At 57.6% G+C, this 19,107-nt stretch carries 19 protein-coding genes and 1 tRNA gene; 6 read left to right on the top strand and 14 right to left on the bottom strand.

Annotation, left to right across the window (positions count from 1 at the left end):
- Positions 1–490 precede the first annotated feature (490 nt).
- Positions 491–1,288, top strand: coding sequence for a hypothetical protein (locus tag AC4HNJ_RS13435; RefSeq protein WP_490480091.1), 798 nt, complete (start codon positions 491–493; stop codon positions 1,286–1,288).
- Positions 1,289–1,707: 419 nt separating this feature from the next.
- Here the strand turns inward: AC4HNJ_RS13435 and AC4HNJ_RS13430 are convergent, their stop codons facing one another.
- The 6 genes from AC4HNJ_RS13430 to AC4HNJ_RS13405 form a co-directional block, all read right to left on the bottom strand.
- Positions 1,708–1,962 (bottom strand): XAC0095 family protein, encoded by a 255-nt coding sequence (locus AC4HNJ_RS13430; RefSeq protein ID WP_490480090.1) that lies wholly within the window; start codon positions 1,960–1,962, stop codon positions 1,708–1,710.
- 757 nt (positions 1,963–2,719) lie between these two features.
- The gene (locus AC4HNJ_RS13425; RefSeq protein ID WP_490480089.1) at positions 2,720–3,673 is read right to left on the bottom strand and encodes an alpha/beta fold hydrolase; all 954 of its coding nucleotides are present in this window, start codon (positions 3,671–3,673) and stop codon (positions 2,720–2,722) included.
- Positions 3,674–3,694: 21 nt separating this feature from the next.
- On the bottom strand, positions 3,695–4,195 hold the full coding sequence (locus AC4HNJ_RS13420) for an SRPBCC family protein (RefSeq protein WP_490480088.1): 501 nt from the start codon (positions 4,193–4,195) through the stop codon (positions 3,695–3,697).
- Complete coding sequence (locus AC4HNJ_RS13415) at positions 4,173–4,535, bottom strand: ArsR/SmtB family transcription factor (protein ID WP_490480087.1); 363 nt, start codon at positions 4,533–4,535, stop codon at positions 4,173–4,175. Before AC4HNJ_RS13415 ends, AC4HNJ_RS13420 begins: the two co-directional genes overlap by 23 nt.
- Before the next feature lie 400 nt (positions 4,536–4,935).
- A complete protein-coding gene (locus tag AC4HNJ_RS13410) occupies positions 4,936–5,448 on the bottom strand; it encodes a hypothetical protein (protein WP_490480086.1) in 513 nt (170 codons plus the stop codon).
- 82 nt (positions 5,449–5,530) lie between these two features.
- Complete coding sequence (locus AC4HNJ_RS13405; protein ID WP_490480085.1) at positions 5,531–5,941, bottom strand: hypothetical protein; 411 nt, start codon at positions 5,939–5,941, stop codon at positions 5,531–5,533.
- 43 nt (positions 5,942–5,984) lie between these two features.
- On the opposite strand from AC4HNJ_RS13405, the gene AC4HNJ_RS13400 reads away from it, so the two are divergent.
- Complete coding sequence (locus AC4HNJ_RS13400) at positions 5,985–6,224, top strand: hypothetical protein (protein ID WP_490480084.1); 240 nt, start codon at positions 5,985–5,987, stop codon at positions 6,222–6,224.
- Positions 6,225–6,267: 43 nt separating this feature from the next.
- On the opposite strand, the gene AC4HNJ_RS13395 is transcribed toward AC4HNJ_RS13400, so the two are convergent.
- The 5 genes from AC4HNJ_RS13395 to AC4HNJ_RS13375 all read right to left on the bottom strand — a co-directional run bounded on the left by AC4HNJ_RS13395 (position 6,268) and on the right by AC4HNJ_RS13375 (position 8,677).
- Entirely contained in the window at positions 6,268–6,546 is a 279-nt protein-coding gene (locus tag AC4HNJ_RS13395) for a hypothetical protein (RefSeq protein WP_490480083.1), read from the bottom strand.
- Between the two features lie 442 nt (positions 6,547–6,988).
- Positions 6,989–7,219, bottom strand: a complete 231-nt coding sequence (locus AC4HNJ_RS13390) for a hypothetical protein (RefSeq protein ID WP_490480082.1) — start codon at positions 7,217–7,219, stop codon at positions 6,989–6,991.
- Between the two features lie 300 nt (positions 7,220–7,519).
- Complete coding sequence (locus AC4HNJ_RS13385; RefSeq protein ID WP_490480081.1) at positions 7,520–7,888, bottom strand: hypothetical protein; 369 nt, start codon at positions 7,886–7,888, stop codon at positions 7,520–7,522.
- A gap of 276 nt (positions 7,889–8,164) precedes the next feature.
- Positions 8,165–8,404, bottom strand: a complete 240-nt coding sequence (locus AC4HNJ_RS13380; RefSeq protein WP_490480080.1) for a hypothetical protein — start codon at positions 8,402–8,404, stop codon at positions 8,165–8,167.
- Positions 8,405–8,467: 63 nt separating this feature from the next.
- Positions 8,468–8,677, bottom strand: a complete 210-nt coding sequence (locus tag AC4HNJ_RS13375) for a hypothetical protein (RefSeq protein WP_490480079.1) — start codon at positions 8,675–8,677, stop codon at positions 8,468–8,470.
- A gap of 316 nt (positions 8,678–8,993) precedes the next feature.
- Between AC4HNJ_RS13375 and AC4HNJ_RS13370 the strand changes: the two genes are divergently transcribed.
- Together AC4HNJ_RS13370 and AC4HNJ_RS13365 are read left to right on the top strand one after the other, a co-directional pair.
- Positions 8,994–9,596 (top strand): glycine zipper 2TM domain-containing protein, encoded by a 603-nt coding sequence (locus tag AC4HNJ_RS13370; RefSeq protein ID WP_490480078.1) that lies wholly within the window; start codon positions 8,994–8,996, stop codon positions 9,594–9,596.
- A gap of 254 nt (positions 9,597–9,850) precedes the next feature.
- The gene (locus AC4HNJ_RS13365) at positions 9,851–12,391 is read left to right on the top strand and encodes a glycoside hydrolase family 3 protein (protein WP_490480077.1); all 2,541 of its coding nucleotides are present in this window, start codon (positions 9,851–9,853) and stop codon (positions 12,389–12,391) included.
- Between the two features lie 60 nt (positions 12,392–12,451).
- On the opposite strand, the gene AC4HNJ_RS13360 is transcribed toward AC4HNJ_RS13365, so the two are convergent.
- Positions 12,452–14,035: a tryptophan halogenase family protein gene (locus AC4HNJ_RS13360; RefSeq protein ID WP_490480076.1), complete on the bottom strand. Its 1,584-nt coding sequence runs from the start codon at positions 14,033–14,035 to the stop codon at positions 12,452–12,454.
- Between the two features lie 187 nt (positions 14,036–14,222).
- Between AC4HNJ_RS13360 and AC4HNJ_RS13355 the strand changes: the two genes are divergently transcribed.
- On the top strand, positions 14,223–16,646 hold the full coding sequence (locus AC4HNJ_RS13355) for a TonB-dependent receptor (RefSeq protein WP_490480075.1): 2,424 nt from the start codon (positions 14,223–14,225) through the stop codon (positions 16,644–16,646).
- Between the two features lie 170 nt (positions 16,647–16,816).
- The gene (locus AC4HNJ_RS13350) at positions 16,817–17,833 is read left to right on the top strand and encodes a LacI family DNA-binding transcriptional regulator (RefSeq protein ID WP_490480074.1); all 1,017 of its coding nucleotides are present in this window, start codon (positions 16,817–16,819) and stop codon (positions 17,831–17,833) included.
- 116 nt (positions 17,834–17,949) lie between these two features.
- On the opposite strand, the gene AC4HNJ_RS13345 is transcribed toward AC4HNJ_RS13350, so the two are convergent.
- Entirely contained in the window at positions 17,950–18,288 is a 339-nt protein-coding gene (locus AC4HNJ_RS13345) for a hypothetical protein (RefSeq protein ID WP_490480073.1), read from the bottom strand.
- 619 nt (positions 18,289–18,907) lie between these two features.
- A tRNA-Arg gene (locus AC4HNJ_RS13340) sits at positions 18,908–18,984 on the bottom strand.
- Between the last annotated feature and the right edge of the window lie 123 nt (positions 18,985–19,107).

Raw genomic sequence — 19,107 nt, 5'->3', positions numbered from 1 at the left:
ACAAGGGGCTGGCGAAGAACACAGCGCAGATCAAGACGCTGTTTGCGCTGTCGAACCTGTGGATGGTCAGGCGCCAGCTGATGGCCATGACGCCTGTGGTTGCGTAAAGAACGGCGGCACCTTCGGGAAGCTTGTCCCACAAGAGCGCATTCGATTTCCCGGATTCAGTGCGGCGAAAGATGTTTGGCTGTCCATTTCGATTTGTTCAGAGGCTCCTTAAGCCTTTTAGCTTTTGCCGGAAGACTGTCGGAAAGTCGACCCATCGACGCCAATAGTTCGACGCTGACTCCAGGACCATGTGCCTCACCACCCGAAGCCAGGCGACTGGTTCGCGTGAGATAACCGCAACCTGCGCGGAGTCAAGGAGCCGGCTGGGCGGGTTTATTCGTCAATAGAAACATTCCCATCATCCCTATCTGGCCAAGCAGGGTGGCGCGGGACTTGCTGGGTTGTTCGTTCATTCAATCATCCAGCAAGGACATGAACTGCCATGACGAAATACATCTCCTTCCACGGCAAGCAATCTCTCAAGGATGAGATGCTGGCAACGATTGCGAGGAAGGCCCGCGAGGGCTTCTTTGTTCAAGGCGATCGTGAGCGCGGTCCGACCGCTGCGATAGTTGGGCGCTACGCCCCGGAGGAGTTTGAAGCCACGCTTGGCCTTCCCGCCTGGATGTCGCCCATGCTTGAGCGCGTGTTCGACCATGCGCAGGAGTGGGCGTTCCGAGGCACTGCTGATTCGTTTCTCCGCGGCATCAAGCCAGGCCAATCTCAGGAGTATGCGCATTACTTGGTCGGCGGTTATTTTTGCATGATCCTGACGCCGCACGCCGGCAAGTTGCCGAAGGTCGCGCGTATCCAGAAGGATCTCGATGGGGCCGGTGAAGCGGCTCGTGTCGGTGCCAATGGCCTGAGGGATCTGCAGAAGGCTTTGGCGCACCCTATTGGCTCTGATGCCTTCAAAGAGGTTTTCGAAGACGACTTTGCATTCCGTCGCGAGGCCGTATTGAAGATCGCCGCGCATGCAAAAAAAGCCATCACGCTCCACCTTCCTTCATTGGGTGCGGAAGATGTCGCCATCGCCGGTCGTTATTTGAACATTGCTGAAGCGGTCGAGTGGGCCTATACCGGTGGCGACAGCAACGCTGCTCATCCGTATGCGCCCTACGACCTGGCAGTTCTCATAGACGACATGAAGATTGCCCGATATCAAGAGATGGATAACAACTGGTGGGACAATGGCGCTCGCGTGGCCTTGTTCAGCGCAGCTCGACTTGAGTTGCTCTGACTGAAGCCAAACGGGGAATCATTGAGGAAGCGCGATGAAGCCATTTCGCGATCAGTCGAAGCGATTGACGCAAAGCTACCGCTCGGGATAGGTCATCTCGTTCGATCGGCGTCCACGCGCGCGCGTTAGCGCGGCAAGGCCCTTCCCGTTTCCATCGCCTGATCGTGCTGGACGTTGTAGTAGCGCATCCGCATGACGGGCGAGTGATGACTCGTTAGTTTTGCAAAGGCCTGGAGTGGAAGCGCCGATGCTTAGGGACGATCCATCGCACTGCTCCGGTGAGGCCGTCGCTGCGGTGGATTTTCCCGATATTTTCTCAAGCTGCAGTAAACATCTTTATTTTTAGTCGAACCCCACGTATCCGTAACGCGTAGGTTCGATTTCCATGTTCACCGCATACCTGTTTACACCGTGCTCTTTTAGACAAACTCCAGGCGAGGCCGCGTCACGGCATGATGCAATACCTCGTTAATTTGGCCCGCAAAGCGTTCGAAGCTTTCGCCTAATGCTGACCGGCTGACTTCGAGCAGGACCCCATCTTCCGGCTCGTTGTGCGGATAAGCGAGTGCGGCGAGAAAGAAAAGCTGATCGCGGATTTCCTGCAGCTTGATATGGCCGTCTTCACTCAGCTGGTAAGGGTGTGAATCCAGCAAGGGATGATGTTTGTTTTGCATAGCATGATTCCATGTCTTTAAATCACGCCGCGCATTGCACGCGGCGTGACGGGACACAGGGCGAACGCCCCGCTGCATTATCTAAAAAGGTGGTAAGCCCTTTTGGACTACGTGCCCCTTATCGCCTGACACCACGCAAGCAGCGTGGCGGTGAGAGGGATGAAGATCGGCAGGGGGTGAACACAGAACCCTGTGCGTGCCGTATCATTCGGCTTAGCCATGATAACTTCCTCGAGTAAGTTGTTATGGTCAGCGGGTCGGATGAGTTCGTACCTCATACGGCCCGCGCTCTCACTTCCAAGGTCGGGCGTGCTGTGCCATCTGTTGTGCGATGAGCACGCCCGACCTGCAAACCATCGCGGAAAGCACCGTGGTTTGTCCAGCGCGTTTTGCCGATGCGATGCAAGTTTGAGACTTTGCCCCAGTTGTGTTGCAGCGACATAGACGCGACTTCTGCCTGTGCACGGATGCTGGTGATGCCTGAACACGGCGCTGATGTTGACAGCCTGCCGATGTCTCCAGGGTGCGGCGTCGGCCAATATCTGACATTACCGAACTACAAAGCCAACGCTAAATCCGCCGAGAAAAATTGCTCGAAGCCGGATGATGCCTTCCGCCACGCCAGGCACTGCACATCACAACCCTCCTCACCCATAAACCCTCACGCGTCTGCGCTGGCGTGTCCGGTTGTTCAAAACACAAAGGACACGCGCGACTTTCCCGCGCGCTGATAGCTGCGTGAGCGCTTCGCGGGCCTCTAACCTACTGCCTTCCATGCAGATCCGAGGAAGCGTTCGACAATCTCCGGCAGCAGCGGATCGATGGGGATCGTGTAGTGGGTGGTGTTCGGCACGATGGCGAGCTGATTTGCGGGCCGCAGAGAACCGTCGATCCCGGCATCGCGCTGGCCGCCACCCAACGCTTTCCAGAACTCGACCATGTGTTCGGGCCGGATGGCGTCAGCGTCGGCAAACATCAGCAGTGTGCGTGTGTGAAGCGTGGCGACGTCGGCGCTCCAGTCGAAGGGACGTTTGGTCAGGTCACCGACCTTCCTGAAAAGGTTGGTCCAATCCACATCGGGATAGGTCCTCCCTAACGGTGATGCCTTGACGCTAGGGCCGAGCGTGGCAGCGTTGGCCTCCAACTGTTTGAAGGCCGCCACGACCTCTGGATAAAAGCCGTCCTGCCTCATCGCCGCGGACACGAGTACGAGTCGGTCGACTACGCTCGGATGGCGGATAGCGGTCTGCAGCGCGACGCTGGCGCCCAGCGAGTAGCCCATGACATCGGCCTTGCCGAGGTTCAGATGGCCGATCAGCGCGGCCATGTCGTCGCCCATCGTTTCACAGTGCAGTGGCCTGTGCGTGTCTGGCGTGCGCCCATGTGCCTGGAGATGGACGGCGATCACCTGCCGCCCCTTGGCCAGTTTGGCCAGATTGCTCCCGAAGCTATCTGGGTCGATGCCACCGTGGAGAAGAATGAGCGGCTTGCCGGCGCCATGCACGCTGTAAAAGAGATGCTGGCCATTGACGTCGGCAAAATGCTCGTTCGGCATGGTGAGACTCTGCTTGGCTTGAACAGGAAGGACCGCAGTCAGCACTGTGGTGGCTATGGCAGTCTTCAGGAAATCGCGTCTGAGCATATCGTCCTCACATGGCGCCGAACGGGCCTGCGCAGCGGCGATCGTGTATTTCGTCGCCGCCCCTTCCATACACCGGTGGCCGCGAGGTGGTCACGACCGGCCTGCGAGCAACTCATCCAGCTGCGCGAACTGTTCGGGCAAGCCTTCTGCCGAACCGGCGAGGGCTTCTTCGAGGGCCGCTGTGGTGGGATAGAGTTCGTGGAAGGTGACTCGCGTCTTGCCGTCATTTTCTTCGAACGTCACGGTGGTCACGGCGCCCTCGTCGCTTTCCTCATTCATCCAGACGATGCGTTTGTTCGGTGTCACTTCGCGGTACGTGCCAAAGAACGCCATCGGTTGATCGAAGGCCGGATGGCTGAACACGAGGCGATACATGCCCCCGGTGCGCACATCCATGTCGCACGAGACCAGTGTCATGCCCACCGACTTCGGCACCCACCAACGCTGGAACAATTCGGGTTTGCTCCACGCTTCGAAGACGATGTGCGCGGGGGCATTGAATGTTCGTGTCACCATGAGTTCGCGATCGGACTTGCGTTCCACGTTGGTGCGATTCGTGGCGGCGGCATTACTTTCGTTTCTTTCGAGCATCTGCCTTCTCCTTGCTATTCAAGTGTTCGACGATTTCGTCCAGCGCATCGAAGCGTGCGCTCCAAAGTTGGCGATGCCGCTCGATCCAGGCGGCCTCTTCTTCCAGCCGGCGCAGTCCGAGCTTGCAGATTCGTGCGCGCCCGACCTTCTCCGTGGTCACGAGCCCCGCCTGCTCCAAGATGCTGACGTGTTTCTTCATGCCCGTGAGGGTCATGTGAAACCTTTGGGCAAGGTCGGTAATTGAAGCGTTTGAACCGCCGAGCTGCTCCAGCACGCCGCGTCGGGTGACATCGGAGAGCGCGGCGAACGTTGTGTCGAGGCGAGCTTGATAGTGAACCATATGGTTCACTGTAAACCGCGCATGGGTGATTTACAAGCGGATGGCTCCAATGACGCCAATCGCACGTAGCTCCCCTGGCGCTCCGAACTCAAACGACGCATGCCTAGCACGGGCAAAGTTCCGACCGGTGGCTTTGTGGCAACCAGATCAAGACGCCGGACGAGACCTCAGGGTCGAACATTGACCATTCGAGATAATTGCAGAGCAGACGGAAGTCTGATCGGATCAAATCGAAGACGGATAGCGACACGAGGCATGGTCGTTGTTCGGCAAACAATGGCCAGTCGCCTAATGCAAATGCATGCCGCAAAGCAGCCATTCCCGAGAAATTTAACGCTGGAGTTGAGCGGCGGCGAAGCCGTCCGCTTGAATAAGTGGTTAGGCTAAACTTCGCCCAGTTTCAATCTCGAAGCTTGCTAAGAAGTTTTACAACAATTTGGGACGCGTTGTCGGTACAAAATTCTGGGTTATCGACTTTGACCGTAATTGCATGACCTTGCACAACTGCGTCTACCAGATCTGATCCGCCATCCATGACACCACACGATACGGCGGTTCCGTCGTAAGCCCCCAATCCTTCAATCAGTCTTTTTAGTTGATTCAAATTGCGTATTGGTCTCTCAGGGCCTAAATGGGCCGCTTTCACGACTATCCTTCCTTGCTTATAAATGGAGACACTTTCAAATGAGCGCCGGGTGCCGTTGAATACGACGACTCCTGTGACCGATCCAGACATGTAGTCACGGGTCCAGATGCGGAGTTCAAAATCTGCCGTTGGCGTTAGCGGCAAAAGGCCAGCGGCGTGTGCGTATACGCCCGCAGCAGATTTGAGATCTGCCGGCAAGAAACTATAAGGCTCGCTCGCATGAGCAGCGGGGATAAGCGCCAACAATAGAATCGGTAGCCACCTCATTGGTCTAGCTCCGTACTACCTAATGCCGGCGTTGAGCGACGCGCGTACACGCGTCCGATCGGACGAGTAGTCAGGCAACATGCTAGTTACCTGCATACGTGCCCGACACGTTGCCAAGAGTCTTGTCGAAACTCAAGCCATAAGCAACGTGGTCGCCGTGAAACTGCCCATTGGAAAGTTCACCGACATAAGAGTCGTAGGCGTCGCACATTTGGTTGATCAGTAGAACCTCAAGCTGTCCATTTTCCAGCTTATACGCGGGCTTTTTTGTGTAAGCACCGATGTCGTTGACGACTTTGGCCTTCTTCCAATCTCCAGAGATACAGGTTTCCGCCGGCTCGTTCGTGAGAATGAAAGACAGTTGCCGAACCTGATGCCCTACACCGTCGGTTTCGGTGAACGAAATCAGGTTTATTGAGCGATGCCTCATCGTCACGCCGCTGCAACCAGTAAGCGCCACGATAGCCAACATGAATGCGCGGAACTTGAACATGTTGTCTAACGCCTGAGTTAAGCGATGCGGAACGCGCGTCCGCTTGGATGATCTGTTAGGTATCGGGCGAAATGGCTCCGGATGTCAACGCCTGTCGATAGCGGAGCAACTCACGTATAAAGACTTCATCTTCCATGTAGAAGACTTCTGGACAAGGCTCTTTCGGACGAGCCGCAACGACCAAGAGCTGACCAAGCCTCAAGTCGGGCTGCTGCTCCCAGACGGTGCGGAGCATCTGAAGTACAGAATCAATCCTTTTGGGATCTCTCATTTTGATGCCTAACGCCTTATGTTAAGCGGCGCCCGGGGCTTGCGCCTTGAACGAGTTAGGCGCGTTGCCGAAGCGCGCCGTAAGAACGGAATAATGATGCAGTGCCCCAGATGCCAAGCACCGCGTATAAGCCGTAAAGCAACGCGCTGGCGATCAATGCAGACAAATCGCTTACCTTCGAAACAAGGCGGGGAACGAACAACACACCGATTGAAAGCAGCGCCACGATTGTAGCCAGCGCCAGAAGACGGAAGCTGTAATGATGATGCTCGCGGAAAGCTCTTAATTGAAGAAATAAGAGCGCGATTCCGTTCGCCAAGGTAACGGCAAGCATGGCATATCTCAATATTTCGATAGTATTCAATCGCCCCCCTGAAGCCCAATGCTTCACCAGCGCCTTGATCCGGCAATATGCACCAGATGTTTAGCTTCCCTTTGCGCCACCTCTTCCACCTTAATGCTACACGAGATCAAACCCTTATTTTGACATACCGACACACCAAGAACCGGCGTGCCAGGCAACTGCTCCTTGGACATACCAATGCTCGAAAACACGGTGCGATCCATTGGTATCGAAGTAGAAGATGCTCTTGATATTGCAGGGAAAACGGAAGTCTAGTCGGATCAATGGCCGATCGAATTGGGTATGTTCGATCGCTCTTCTGGCAACCCGCATTCGAATGATTTAGGCAGTTTGCTCAGCGGCCCGCAGTACACCTACCTATCAAGACCATTGATACGATGTGGTGCCTGGGCATAAGCAGCTAGCATCCGGATCATTCAGCGCCGATACGATAAACAGTCGCGGTTTTTAGCGGTAACGTCTCGCGAGCGAGTCGGTGCATCTCTTCCATTGCACGGCTGTCGATCAGCGAGGATAGGTTCCGAAATTCGATGATGGTGATAGCCGGTCCGAGAACATCGACTCGAAGTTGTTGGTAGCTAAAGCCGGTTTCTGTACGGGTACCAAAGATAATGGGCTGCGCATTTAGGTCAGACTGTGCCACCAGTAGCTGATGTACGACTCTACCTGCCTTTCATCCACTTATCGAAAGTAGCCGTTCGTGACCGGGAGGAAAGGGTCGACATCTATCTGTTGCAGCTTGCCTAGTATCGCCGGGCTGCGATCGGCTAGAGGCACTCCGCTTGAGCACAGACGATAGCGCCTGACAGCAGGCCATCCGTCACGGTCAGCACCGGTAAGATGTTCGGCGATCACCACCCGCCAGCCCTACTACACGGATGACACGCACACAAAAAGCCCGGCAATGCCGGGCTTTTTGTCGCTGCTTGGCTATCGTGACGTGCTAGTAACCATATGGCGAACCGTAAACTACTGTTCGCGTTACGACAGGTGCGCTTTGATAGATCACCGTGGGCTGGGTGTAAACCACCGTCGGAGGCGGTGCATAGTAGGCGGGTGCTGGTGCCACCGCGCCATCGACAAGGCCCGCTACGGCACCGGCTATGACCGCACCGGCTATCCAATGCCCATTACGCCAATAACCGCCACGGTACCCTCCATCATGATGCCAGCCACCGCGATCCCATCCATGATGATGCCAGTCGCCGCCATGACCCCAACCATCGTGCGCCGATGCGGCGAGTGGTGCAGCGGCTAGCGCCGCAACAGCCAAACCGATCAACACCTTTTTGCTTGCTATGCGTTTGGTCATGACACACCTCCGTTGATTCGGTTTCGATGCTCGACTTAAAACGCTTAATGCGTACTGAAGTTTTCAAGCCTTGCATGCACAACTGCGACGTGAGTCATCCCTGGTTATGCCACGCAACGGGTTTCTTAGGTGAAGCTTAGGACGTGCTTATCACAGGCTTAGTTATCCCTACGAATGCCGCCGCACCGTTTCGTAATCACATTCGCCTGCGATGCCGCGAGCGAGCATTGCACAACCAGCAGGCACGCTCGGATGAAGTCACAGTCACGCCACTTATCAGGCTAGCGTGTCAAATGGCTTGGGTGGAGGGATGCCTTCATCAGGTAACGCCTTGATGGCTGCGTCGCGAACGGCACGCGCCAACAAGACACCTCGAACGAATGCTTCTTTGGCTTGCTCGGACTTATCGGGAGCTTGAACCACACCAAGAAAGAAAGTGTCCACCAGGCCTTTCAATCTTTCCGCGTATGCATCCTGGATGATCGAAGCGTCGTTCTGCGATGTATCCCGTGGCATAGCTTCCCTCCCCGCCATGACAAGTTTGTGCTTCAAGATGGCATGCACCCATCCGGCAGACAACTAAGGGCCGGACGTTTCATAGTGCCGATCGATAGCCTCGCGGCAACGCTTTTCCACGTCGCCGGGCGCGGCATTGGCCATGGTGTCGTGCCAGTCCTGTTCGGGTAAGCGAATGAAGACTTGGTACTGACCATCTTGCTTGTCTGCTTTTGGAAAGCAGCGATAGGAATACTCGATTCCCCGGTATACACGCGTGGTCGTTATGGACATGCTCGGCTCCTGCTCGAAGGACATCGGCAGGTTAACGGCGCTGATGTGATCATCGGGCAGAGACCACCGACTAATGTGGCCCAGTATGCATATCTGCAACGCTGATTCGGCCACAGATCGTCATCAAAGGCATAATAGGCCGTTGAACGCGATGATCTCAGCAGTCTCTTTCATCGCGAAGCCGCGTCCGCGTGATCCTATTCAGCCGTTGCCAATGACTCGTGAAGGTTGCGTTCAGGTGGAACGACATTCAATATTTTCTTTAGGGAAAGCAGGGGTAAGGCCTTTGTTTCGTGACTCGATGGGGGATTCAAAAATGAGCAAGTTAATAGTCAAAACGCTTTGCATGACCAGTATGGCGGCAGCTGTCGCCGGACTGACGGGATGCAGCCACCAGGCGAGTGCGACCGATCCTGCTGTGGATGCCGCCGCCTCGTCACCGCAACCGGCCGCTGCACCCGCCCAGAATGCAGGGCCGCAGTACGCGCAGGTCGTTAGCGTTACGCCGGTTCATCAATCGGTAAATCATCCAAGGCAGGTTTGCCAGGATGTGGTGGTCAATCACACCGAGCCGCCGAAAGATCAGCATCGCATCGCAGGAACCGCTATCGGTGCCGTGGCAGGCGGTTTGCTGGGGCACATAGTCGGCCACGGCAAGGGCAACACCTTGGCAACCGTTGCAGGCGCCGTCGGTGGCGGATACGTAGGCAATCGCATTGAAGCCGCGCATCAGCATGACCAAGTCGTTTCCACGACTGAACACGAGTGCAAGACAGTCAACGAAACGACCGATCGGATTGTCGGCTACGATGTGCAATATGTGTACAACGGCGTGACCCGCACGACGCGCATGGATCACGATCCGGGCAATCGCGTACAGGTGCAGGAAGGTGTCAGCGTCGTTTCAGACGCCCACTGACGCCCTTTCCGGTTCGTTTGCAAAAGTCGAAGAGTGGCGATCACCCGCCACTCTTTTTTTTTGCCGGTCTTGCTGACGGGAGCCGGGCGTTTTCCCCTTGCCACGCCCCGCATCGTCCCGCAGGGCGTCCCGCCATCATGACGTCTTGCTCCGCACTGCAGATTGACAGCGCTGTCATATCCTAAGAATACTTGGCGAAAACCCACCCCTCTTCCGGGTCCCGTCGTGTCGGCGACTCATAGAAAGGACTGCGCATGCCAAACGCCCGAGGAGTCAGCTTGTCTCGCCTAGGTGCCGGTGTTCTTCTCTTTGCCGCCCTTGCTGGCGCCACATCTGCCTCAGATCAAGATCACGCCGGTACGGCGGTACACCCCAACACCTGGCCGGAAGCCCACTCCCCCCTGCCCCCCGATCCGTCATTGGAGGCGCACATTCGATCGCTGCTGGCGACCATGACGCCCGAAGAAAAAGTCGGGCAGATCATCCAGGCCGACATTGGTAGCGTGACGCCCGAAGATGTCCGCAAGTACCACTTGGGGTCGATCCTCGCAGGCGGAAACTCCAAGCCGGGCGGTGGCCGGCTGGCTGCACCGGAGCAATGGCTTGCACTGGCCGACGCCTTCTATCGCGCCTCCATGAACGTACCGAAGGGACGTCCTGCCATCCCGGTGCTCTTTGGCATCGATGCCGTGCATGGCAACAACGATGTGCTGGGCGCCACGATCTTTCCGCAGAACGTCGCACTGGGTGCAACGCACGATCCGGAACTGGTGCGTGAAATCGGCGCCGCCACGGCGCAGGAAGCGCGCGCCACCGGTATTCCATGGACGTTTGCGCCCACGCTTGCCGTTCCCCAGGACCTGCGCTGGGGGCGCAGTTACGAAGGCTACTCATCCAATCCCAAGCTGGTGGCGCAATACGCTACGGCAGCGGTGGAGGGATTGCAGGGAAAAGCGGGGACCCGTGCCTTTCTCGACGCTTATCACGTCATCGCCAGCGCCAAGCATTTCTTGGGCGACGGAGCAACTCATGACGGCGTCGACCAAGGTGATGCCCAGATCAGTGAGGCAACGCTGCGCGAGGTGCACGACGCAGGCTATCCCCCTGCCATCGATGCCGGCGTGCAAACCGTAATGACATCCTTTTCGAGTTGGAACGGCGTGAAGATGAGCGCCAACAAGGCGCTGATCACGGATGTATTGAAAGGACGCATGCATTTCGACGGTTTTGTCGTCAGCGATTGGAACGCACACGGCCAGGTCAAGGGCTGCACCAATGAAGACTGCCCCAAGGCGATCAATGCCGGGCTGGACATGTTGATGGCTCCAGACAGTTGGCGCGGGCTTTACCAGCACACTCTCGCCGAGGTGCGCGATGGCACCATCCCCATGGCCCGCCTGAATGATGCCGTCAGCCGCATTCTGCGAGTAAAACTGCGCTTGGGGTTGTTCAAGATGGGAGCCCCTTCCACTCAGCCACTGGGCGGCAAATTCGATCTACTGGGGAGTCCGGCTCATCGTGCGCTGGCGCGACAGGCGGTGCGTGAATCGCTGGTGCTGCTTAAAAACGAGCATCACCTGCTGCCGCTCAATCCGCACGAAAACATCCTGGTGGCTGGCGACGGTGCGGACAACATTCCCAAACAGTGCGGCGGATGGACCCTGACCTGGCAAGGCACAGGAACCACCAATGCTAATTTTCCGCACGGCCAATCCATCTGGAGCGGGATCAAGGAGCAAGTCGACGCTGCGGGGGGTACTGCCACGCTATCGACAGATGGTTCGTATACGCACAAGCCAGATGTCGCCATCGTCGTCTTCGGTGAAGATCCTTATGCCGAATTCCAAGGCGATCGCCCGAATCTTGCCTACAAGCCAGGCAACAATTCTGATCTTCAGTTGCTGCGTCGCCTGCGTAGCGAAGGAATTCCCGTCGTCGCGGTGTTTTTGTCGGGACGTGCGCTATGGGTGAATCCCGAGATCAACGCATCCAACGCGTTTGTGGCTGCGTGGCTGCCAGGATCGGAAGGTGGTGGCATCGCCGACGTACTCCTGCGCAAACGCGATGGCAGCATCTCATACGATTTCCACGGAAAACTCGCTTACAACTGGCCGCGTAACGCGGCGCAGACCAGTCAGACCGCCGCCAATCCTCAATTCGCCTACGGTTACGGCCTGAATTATCGTGATAACGGCGATCTGCCTCAGCTTTCCGAAGATCCGGGCATCCGTTTGGAGAAAATTCAAAGCGGCACTTATTTCCTGCGCGGCAAACCGGCGTCCGGCTATGCGCTGGTGTTGCAGGATACGGCGGGTAAAACCAAACCGGTTATCGCCATGCCGGCAAGCAGCCTGGAAGGCGATGTACGTGTGCATGCGGTGGATCATCAGGTGCAAGAAGACGCGCGACGTTTTACATGGACTGGCAAGCACTCTGCCCAGATCATGCTGGTTACGGCGAATGCTCAGGACCTGTCACGCCAGGCCAATGGCGATATACAGGTAGTGACCACACTGCGCGTCGATGCACCTGTTCCCAAAGGCCTATCACTGGGACTCGGCTGCGGGCAACACTGTGATGCCGAGGTTTCTCTGGACGATGCGCTCAAGTCCGAACCTCAAGGGCAATGGGTTCGCCTGGGCGTGCCCCTGAAGTGTTTCCAGCGCCACGGCGCGGACATGCATCATGTCGATCGCCCATTCATCTTGCGGGGCACCCCCGGCACGACGCTCTCGATCGCCGCCGTGATGCTCGCCTCCAATTCGGATCGCAGCGTGGATTGCGCTGGCCCTTAATGCACAACGCGGTCCTCGCTGCATCAGACTGCAACGAGGACCGCGATTGATCATCAAGGCTCAGGTAAGGCGGGCTTCATGCACCGCGCCGCCTTGCTGCAGATAAGCCTGGCACATCTGCTCCACCAAGGTGCGGTGCAGTGGCAAGTCATTCAAAGCGCGTCCGGAAACCTGCTGGATAGCGGCAAACTCCTGCTGCGCTTCGGCCATGCGCGGATAAGCCATGCGCATGGGCTCCAGATCGGTTTGAAACTCCATCCCGTAAAGCACGTATTGCCAACTCGCGGGAAGAAACATTTCCAGATCGGTCACGAAATCCAACCGGTGCGGCGGACGATGGCGCCATGCCGCCAAACGATCACGCAAAGTTTCCGGGATGCTCGCCGCGTCGGTGTTATCCATCCAGAATGTCGAATCTCGCCGCTGGGAAAGGCAGTAGTGCATCTTGATGAAATCGAGCACCCGCTCGTAGCGGGCGCACATCATGGCGTTGAACTGCCTGGCTGCACGCTCCATGTCATCGCCCTGCACTGGCAGCAGATGGGCAAGCAGATAAGTACCTAATTCCACCAGCGCGATGCCGGTCGATTCCAGCGGCTCCACAAAACCGGCAGCCAACCCTATGCCTACGCAGTTTGCGCGCCAGTGCTCTGGCCGGTAGCCGGTTTCAAACGTGATGTGCAAGGGTTCCAGCCCATCGGCCGCTGCACCCAGGTGATGACGGATCACATCTTCGGCGCGCGTGGCATTCGAGTGCCGCGATGAATACACATAGCCCACGCCGCGCCGCTGTTGCAGCCCGATATCCCAGATCCAGCCGGCTTCCTGTGCCGTGGCGATAGTGCAGGATGCAATAGGTGTGTCGGCACTCGGGTATGGCACCTGCATCGCCACGGCGCGATCCGCGAACAGCACGTCGCCACGGCTGCGAAACGGTGACTGCAGGGCTTCGCCGATGAGGCGGCTGCGCAAGCCCGTGCAGTCCACGTAGAGATCCGCTGTCAACTCACCCACTTCGCGAGTGATCAAGCCTGCGATCGCTCCGCGGTCATTCATCACTGCACGTTCGACGGTTGCTTCGTGACGCTTCACACCAAGCTTCTGCCCGTGTTCCGCGAGCACAACGGCAAAATGTGCCGCGTCGAAGTGATACGCGTAATTCATTGGCCCTTGGTAAGCGGGATCACTTAAACGCTTCGGGCCGCGTCCTTCTGCAACGAGACGAGACTGCATCGTGACAGCTTGCGCCCATGGCATACCGGTCGGCGCGCCTCCCAAAAGCCAGTAAGGCAATAGTTCTGGATAACCGGCACGCTGACTCGGCAAGCTGAAAGGATGAAAGAAGCGAGGCGCCCCCGCGCTACCGGGAGGACGCACCCAATGGTCATAACGAATGCCCTGCTTGAACGTGGCATTCGCTCCTACCAACAGTTGACGCTCATCGAGTCCGATCGCGGCCAACGTTCCGCGAATCGATGGAAACGTAGCCTCGCCTACACCAAGCAATCCGATGCCTGGCGACTCCACCAATTCCACACGAATACTGCCAGGCGCGGCAGCATTCAAATGCTTGGCCAGATAGCAGGCCACCAGCCAGCCAGCGGCCCCACCTCCCACAACCAAGATGCTTTGCAAACGTGCCATGCGACTCCCCTCCCCGGGATATCCGTGTTGCTATGCGACAAGCTTCTTTGCCAGAAGCACCCTATTATCCACTTATGACAGCGCTGTCATAAGGGTAGCGGCGCTGTCGCCACCGTGGTGCCGCCAAAGGTTCGGGGAAACAGAACCGGGGCACCTGACAACATGAATTCATTAGGAGGGGAATGAAATGATGCTTCGCCATTCGGCCATGTACGTAGCGCTCGTCGCCGTGCTTGCCTCGGGCCCCGTACTGGCCGCCGGCCAGAATGCCGCACAACAGGACGCGGCTTCGAACACAGGCCCGTCAAAGAAAAAAATTAAAAGCCTGGAAGCCGTTCAAGTCAGCGCGACCAAGCGTGAAACGCCGCTGCAAAAAACCCCTGTTGCCGTCACTGCCATCACTGCTGATACGCTCGATAAAGAGCATGTGAACACGGTGGAGGACATCACCAAATTGGTGCCGGGCCTGCAGGCCACCACGGAAGGCGATCACGGCGTAACCACACTCACCCTGCGCGGCATCGGCAACGACAGCGCCAAGACCGAGTATGCCGACCCCGAGGTCGCCTTGTTCATTGACGGTGTCTATGCACCGCGCGCCGAAACCGCTACCAGCCTGTTGCTGGACATTGATAGCGTGCAGGTGCTGCGTGGTCCGCAGGGCACCCTATGGGGCCGCAACTCCACGGCCGGCGCGGTCGACTTCGAAACTGTCAAACCGGACATCAACGGCGGGTTCTATGGCAATGCCCAGATGTCGCTGGGTAACTACAACCAATCCGGTGAGAAAGCGGCGATCAATCTGCCGATCAGCAGCACCTTTGCGATGCGCATCGCGGTGGCGCACGAGCAGCACGATGGCTATGTGAACTATCAGAACCCGGGCAGCGAACTGCCTTCCGTAGGCCAGCAGCGAACGGCCTATCTCGCCAGTGGCGGCAATCCGGCGAATTTCCAGCCGATCAACCAGGCGCTGTATGTCACCAACGGCAACAAATACAACGCACAGAACCAGTCGGCTGCGCGTATCAGCGCTCTATGGCAGCCCACTGATTCGTTCAAGTGGAATCTCTCGTACGAATATTTCCTCGATCGCGGCACGCCGGATCTGAGCCTGATGCAAGATCCAAGGCCAGGCCAGGATTTCTGGTCCGCGCTGATCGACACCGCCCCCTACCTGCATCGCACCTCCAAGACGGTGCGTAGCCGCATGGACTGGCAGATCAATGACGGCATCGCGCTGACCTACATCGCGGGTTACAACCGCTATTCCGGCGCCAGCGACTATGACCAGGACGTCGGCTCCATTCTTCCAACCAGTTTCACCACGGGCGGCGTTTATCAGGACGACCGTACCAACTACTCCAACTACTCCAGCTACAGCCACGAATTCGATTTGAAATCGACCGGCCAAAACACCGTGGACTGGATTCTCGGCCTTTATTACGCTGCGGAAGACAACAACATTCGCTTCGACATTCCGATCATGAATGGCACGGAGCTGGGCACGGTGAACTGGCAAGGTTCGTTCATCCAGCCCAAGGAAACTGTGCAATCCGAAGCCGTATTCGGACAAGCAGTCTGGCATGCCACCGATGCATTGAACTTCACCGTTGGTGCACGTTTCTCCGACGACACCAAAAAGAACGAAGGCGGCATCAACTGGGGTTGGGCCTATGATCCGAACGTACCGCAACTGCCGATTACGCCCGGCGAGTTGCCGCAGGACGTGGGCTTTACGGTGTCGCAGCACAACGATGCCCGTTATCACAAGAACAACGTGACCTGGCTGGCCCGTACCGACTATGAGTTCAGCAACAATGCGATGGTGTATGCCAGCGTTTCGACCGGCTACAAGTCCGGCGGCACGGAAGACGGCGGCACGCTGTACCAGCCTGAAAAACTTACCAACTACGAAATCGGCAGCAAGTTCACGTTCCTCGACGGACACATGACGTGGAACAGCGCGGCCTACTACGAAAACTTCAAGAACTTCCAGCTATCCGCGCCTATCGTCTATCCCGACGGCAATCACGGCTTGGGCTTCTCCAATGTCCAGGGCAGCACCATCGTCGCCGGCTTTGAGTCCGAACTGGCCTACCAAAACCACGACGACCGCGCCAACCTGGTGTTCTCGTCCATTCCGAAGAAAACACTCGGCAGGCTGATTTATGCCGGCAGCAACGATTACGCCGGCCTGCCGGCCTGCCCGCCTCAGTCGAACCTGGCCAACTGCATGAACATTACCGGCAACGATTTGCCACATGCACCGGATATTTCGTTGACGGCCATCTACGAACACGATTTCCATCTGCCCAATGGCGGCCGTTTGACGCCGCGCATCAGTACCCAATATCAAAGCATGCAGTGGCTCAGCGAATTCAACCTGGGACCCGGCGATCAGCAAAAAGCCTACGTGCGTAGTGACTTCTCGCTGCGCTACACGGAGCCGCAGGACCGCTGGTGGGTCAACGGTTACGTGCAGAACCTCAGCAACGACAAGATCCGCACGAACGCTTCCCGCTTCCAGGAAGCCAACGGCAGCTTCGTCTATGTGTCTGAATACCTGCCTCCCCGCACGTATGGCGTTGAATTGGGCGTGTGGTTCTGAGCAGGAAAACACTCCCCGGCCTGCTCCGGCATGGCGCCTCCTCATAGGGGGCGCCTTTTTTATCGCTTCACACACGGCTCAACCGCGTATCGTCAGACATGACAAGTCTTGTAAATAACCCACTGCGGACGGCATAGTCATCCAGCAATACGATGACGCCGGGAGAATTCATGCGGGTACGCCTGGAAGATGTGGCGCGCGCTGCGGGTGTATCACCCAAGACGGTGTCGCGTGTCCTCAACGAAGAGACGTACGTCAAGGAGTCCACGCGGCAGCGCGTCCTTGCCGCGATGGAGTCAATGAACTATCGGCCTAGCCCGTCGGCGCGCGGACTCGCCGGCAGTCGTTCGTTTCTGGTCGCCATGCTCTACGACAATAACGATAACCCGGCGTCCACCTACCTCGCTGAAATCCAGGACGGCATGCTCGACGCCTGCAACGAGCATCGGTACAGCATGATGGTGTGCCCGCTGCGAATGCGCGGCCCGGACTTCATCCGGCGTGTTGACGCCCTGATTTCCGATCACCATGTAGACGGCGTGATCCTGGCGCCGCCGCTTACCGATCACGCCCCTTTGCTACGCCGCCTGAAAGAACGCGAAGTCCCCTACGCCAGCGTTTCGCCGGTCAACCGCGAAGGTGCCATTGGCGTGTGCATGGACGAAGAAAAAGCAGCCAAGGCGCTGGTTGAACATTTGATCGGACAAGGTCATCGGCACATTGCCCATGTACTAGGTATCGCCAATCACGGCGCGAGCCGTTGGCGCCTGGCCGGTTATCGCGAAGCGCTGTCCGCGGCAGGCATTCCTTACGACCCCGACCTCGTCGTGCAGGGCGAATTCACCTTCGGCTCCGGCGTCATGGCTGCGCGCCGCCTGTTTGCATTGCCGCAACTCCCCACCGCCGTATTCGCCGCCAATGACGACATGGCGGCGGGCGTCATGTGGGCGGCTAACGAATGCGGGCTCAAGGTGCCGCGCGATTTGTCGGTGTGCGGATTCGACGACACCCCCATGGCAAGCCAGCTGTGGCCGCCGCTCACCACAGTGAGACAACCAAGCCGTGATATGGGAAAGCTGGCCGCGCTCCAGCTGATGGAGCTGCTCAAGGGACGCGGCGCAGGCCTGCTGGTGCAGGTGCCCTACTCGCTGCAATTACGCGAATCGACCGCTACCCCGAACCGCTGATTGTCTCGGGCGGCAATCGCCATAGCTCGAAACGACATCGATGTCGGCTGCATTACATAGAAAGGCCTCCCGCATAAATACGGGAGGCCCGGAACCGGCGTAGTCAACGCATCCAATCAATGCTTTTGCTTATAGATGTGCCGGCTATTGCGATTTTCAGCACGATTGAGATTGTGCTTTTCCTGCTTGGTAAGGTGGCCGCCGTGCCTGGCTTCATCTGCACTTTCGCGTCGGGCGATGTTCGCATCATGCGTTTCATCACGTGCCGCCTGGGCTTGCGTCATGCTGCCGTTCTTCAGGCCGTTCTGGATGCGGTTCTGCTGATTCTGCACACGATTGTTCACCTCGTTGACGCGCGGATGGCCGGGTACATCGGTTTGCGCCAACACCGGACCGGCGATCATGGCGACACCCATGACAAGGCCGGCAAGCATGCACTTCGATTTTGCATTCATGGCAAATTCCTTTGATTTTTGTAAGCGGACGTTAGGTGCCTGGATTGCGCCGCCCACCTGCGGAAAGCGGCATGCATGCGTCGAGCGGAGTCATCTTCTTCGTGTTGCCAATGGTGTCTCCTCCAGCATCCTGCACCATCGCGTGCCCCTCACCCTCGCAGTCGCCATAAACGAAAGAACATGTTGCGGGTTGACGCCGGACTATGGCTGATCGCACGAAATTCAGCTGCCGCATAGTTTCACGGGTTGGCCTGCATCTTCCCTTGCGCCGGACTGACAACGAAACGGCATAAAGCGGGCGCTCATCCACCCACGAAGCACAGCACTACCCCTGCAAGGCACGCAGAAAATATACCCGTCAGAGCGATGGGCTCGTTCGTGCGGAAGCGTCATGCAAGCAAAAGACGGCATGACCGCGATGAAGCAAGACGTTTGCAGCGTCAGTCGCCTTTCGCAAACGCGAGGGCCCACCTGCTTCGCATCAAGCGTGGCCGCCGATCAGAAATGCGAGACACCGAGGATGCTGCAGCGCGCAACTCCTGCAACCGCGCGTCAGGACAGCGCTCATGCGCGGATCGCCGCGATAGTCGCGCGCCGGCCCGATCAAGAGAGAAAAAAATGGTGCCCCCGATACGATTCGAACGTACGACCTTCCCCTTAGGAGGGGGACGCTCTATCCAACTGAGCTACGGGGGCGAAGCAGGAAACCCTGATGAGCCGCGATTTTCGCATGGATCGCAGGGAAGCGCGATCCGGTGAAAGCAGGCCTGGCTGACATGCCTGATAGAATAGGCAATTACCTTTTTCAGGCGCTTCGGC

The organism is Dyella sp. SYSU CM1112 (assembly GCF_058216415.1).
This window is presented reverse-complemented; position numbering and strand designations above follow the sequence as displayed.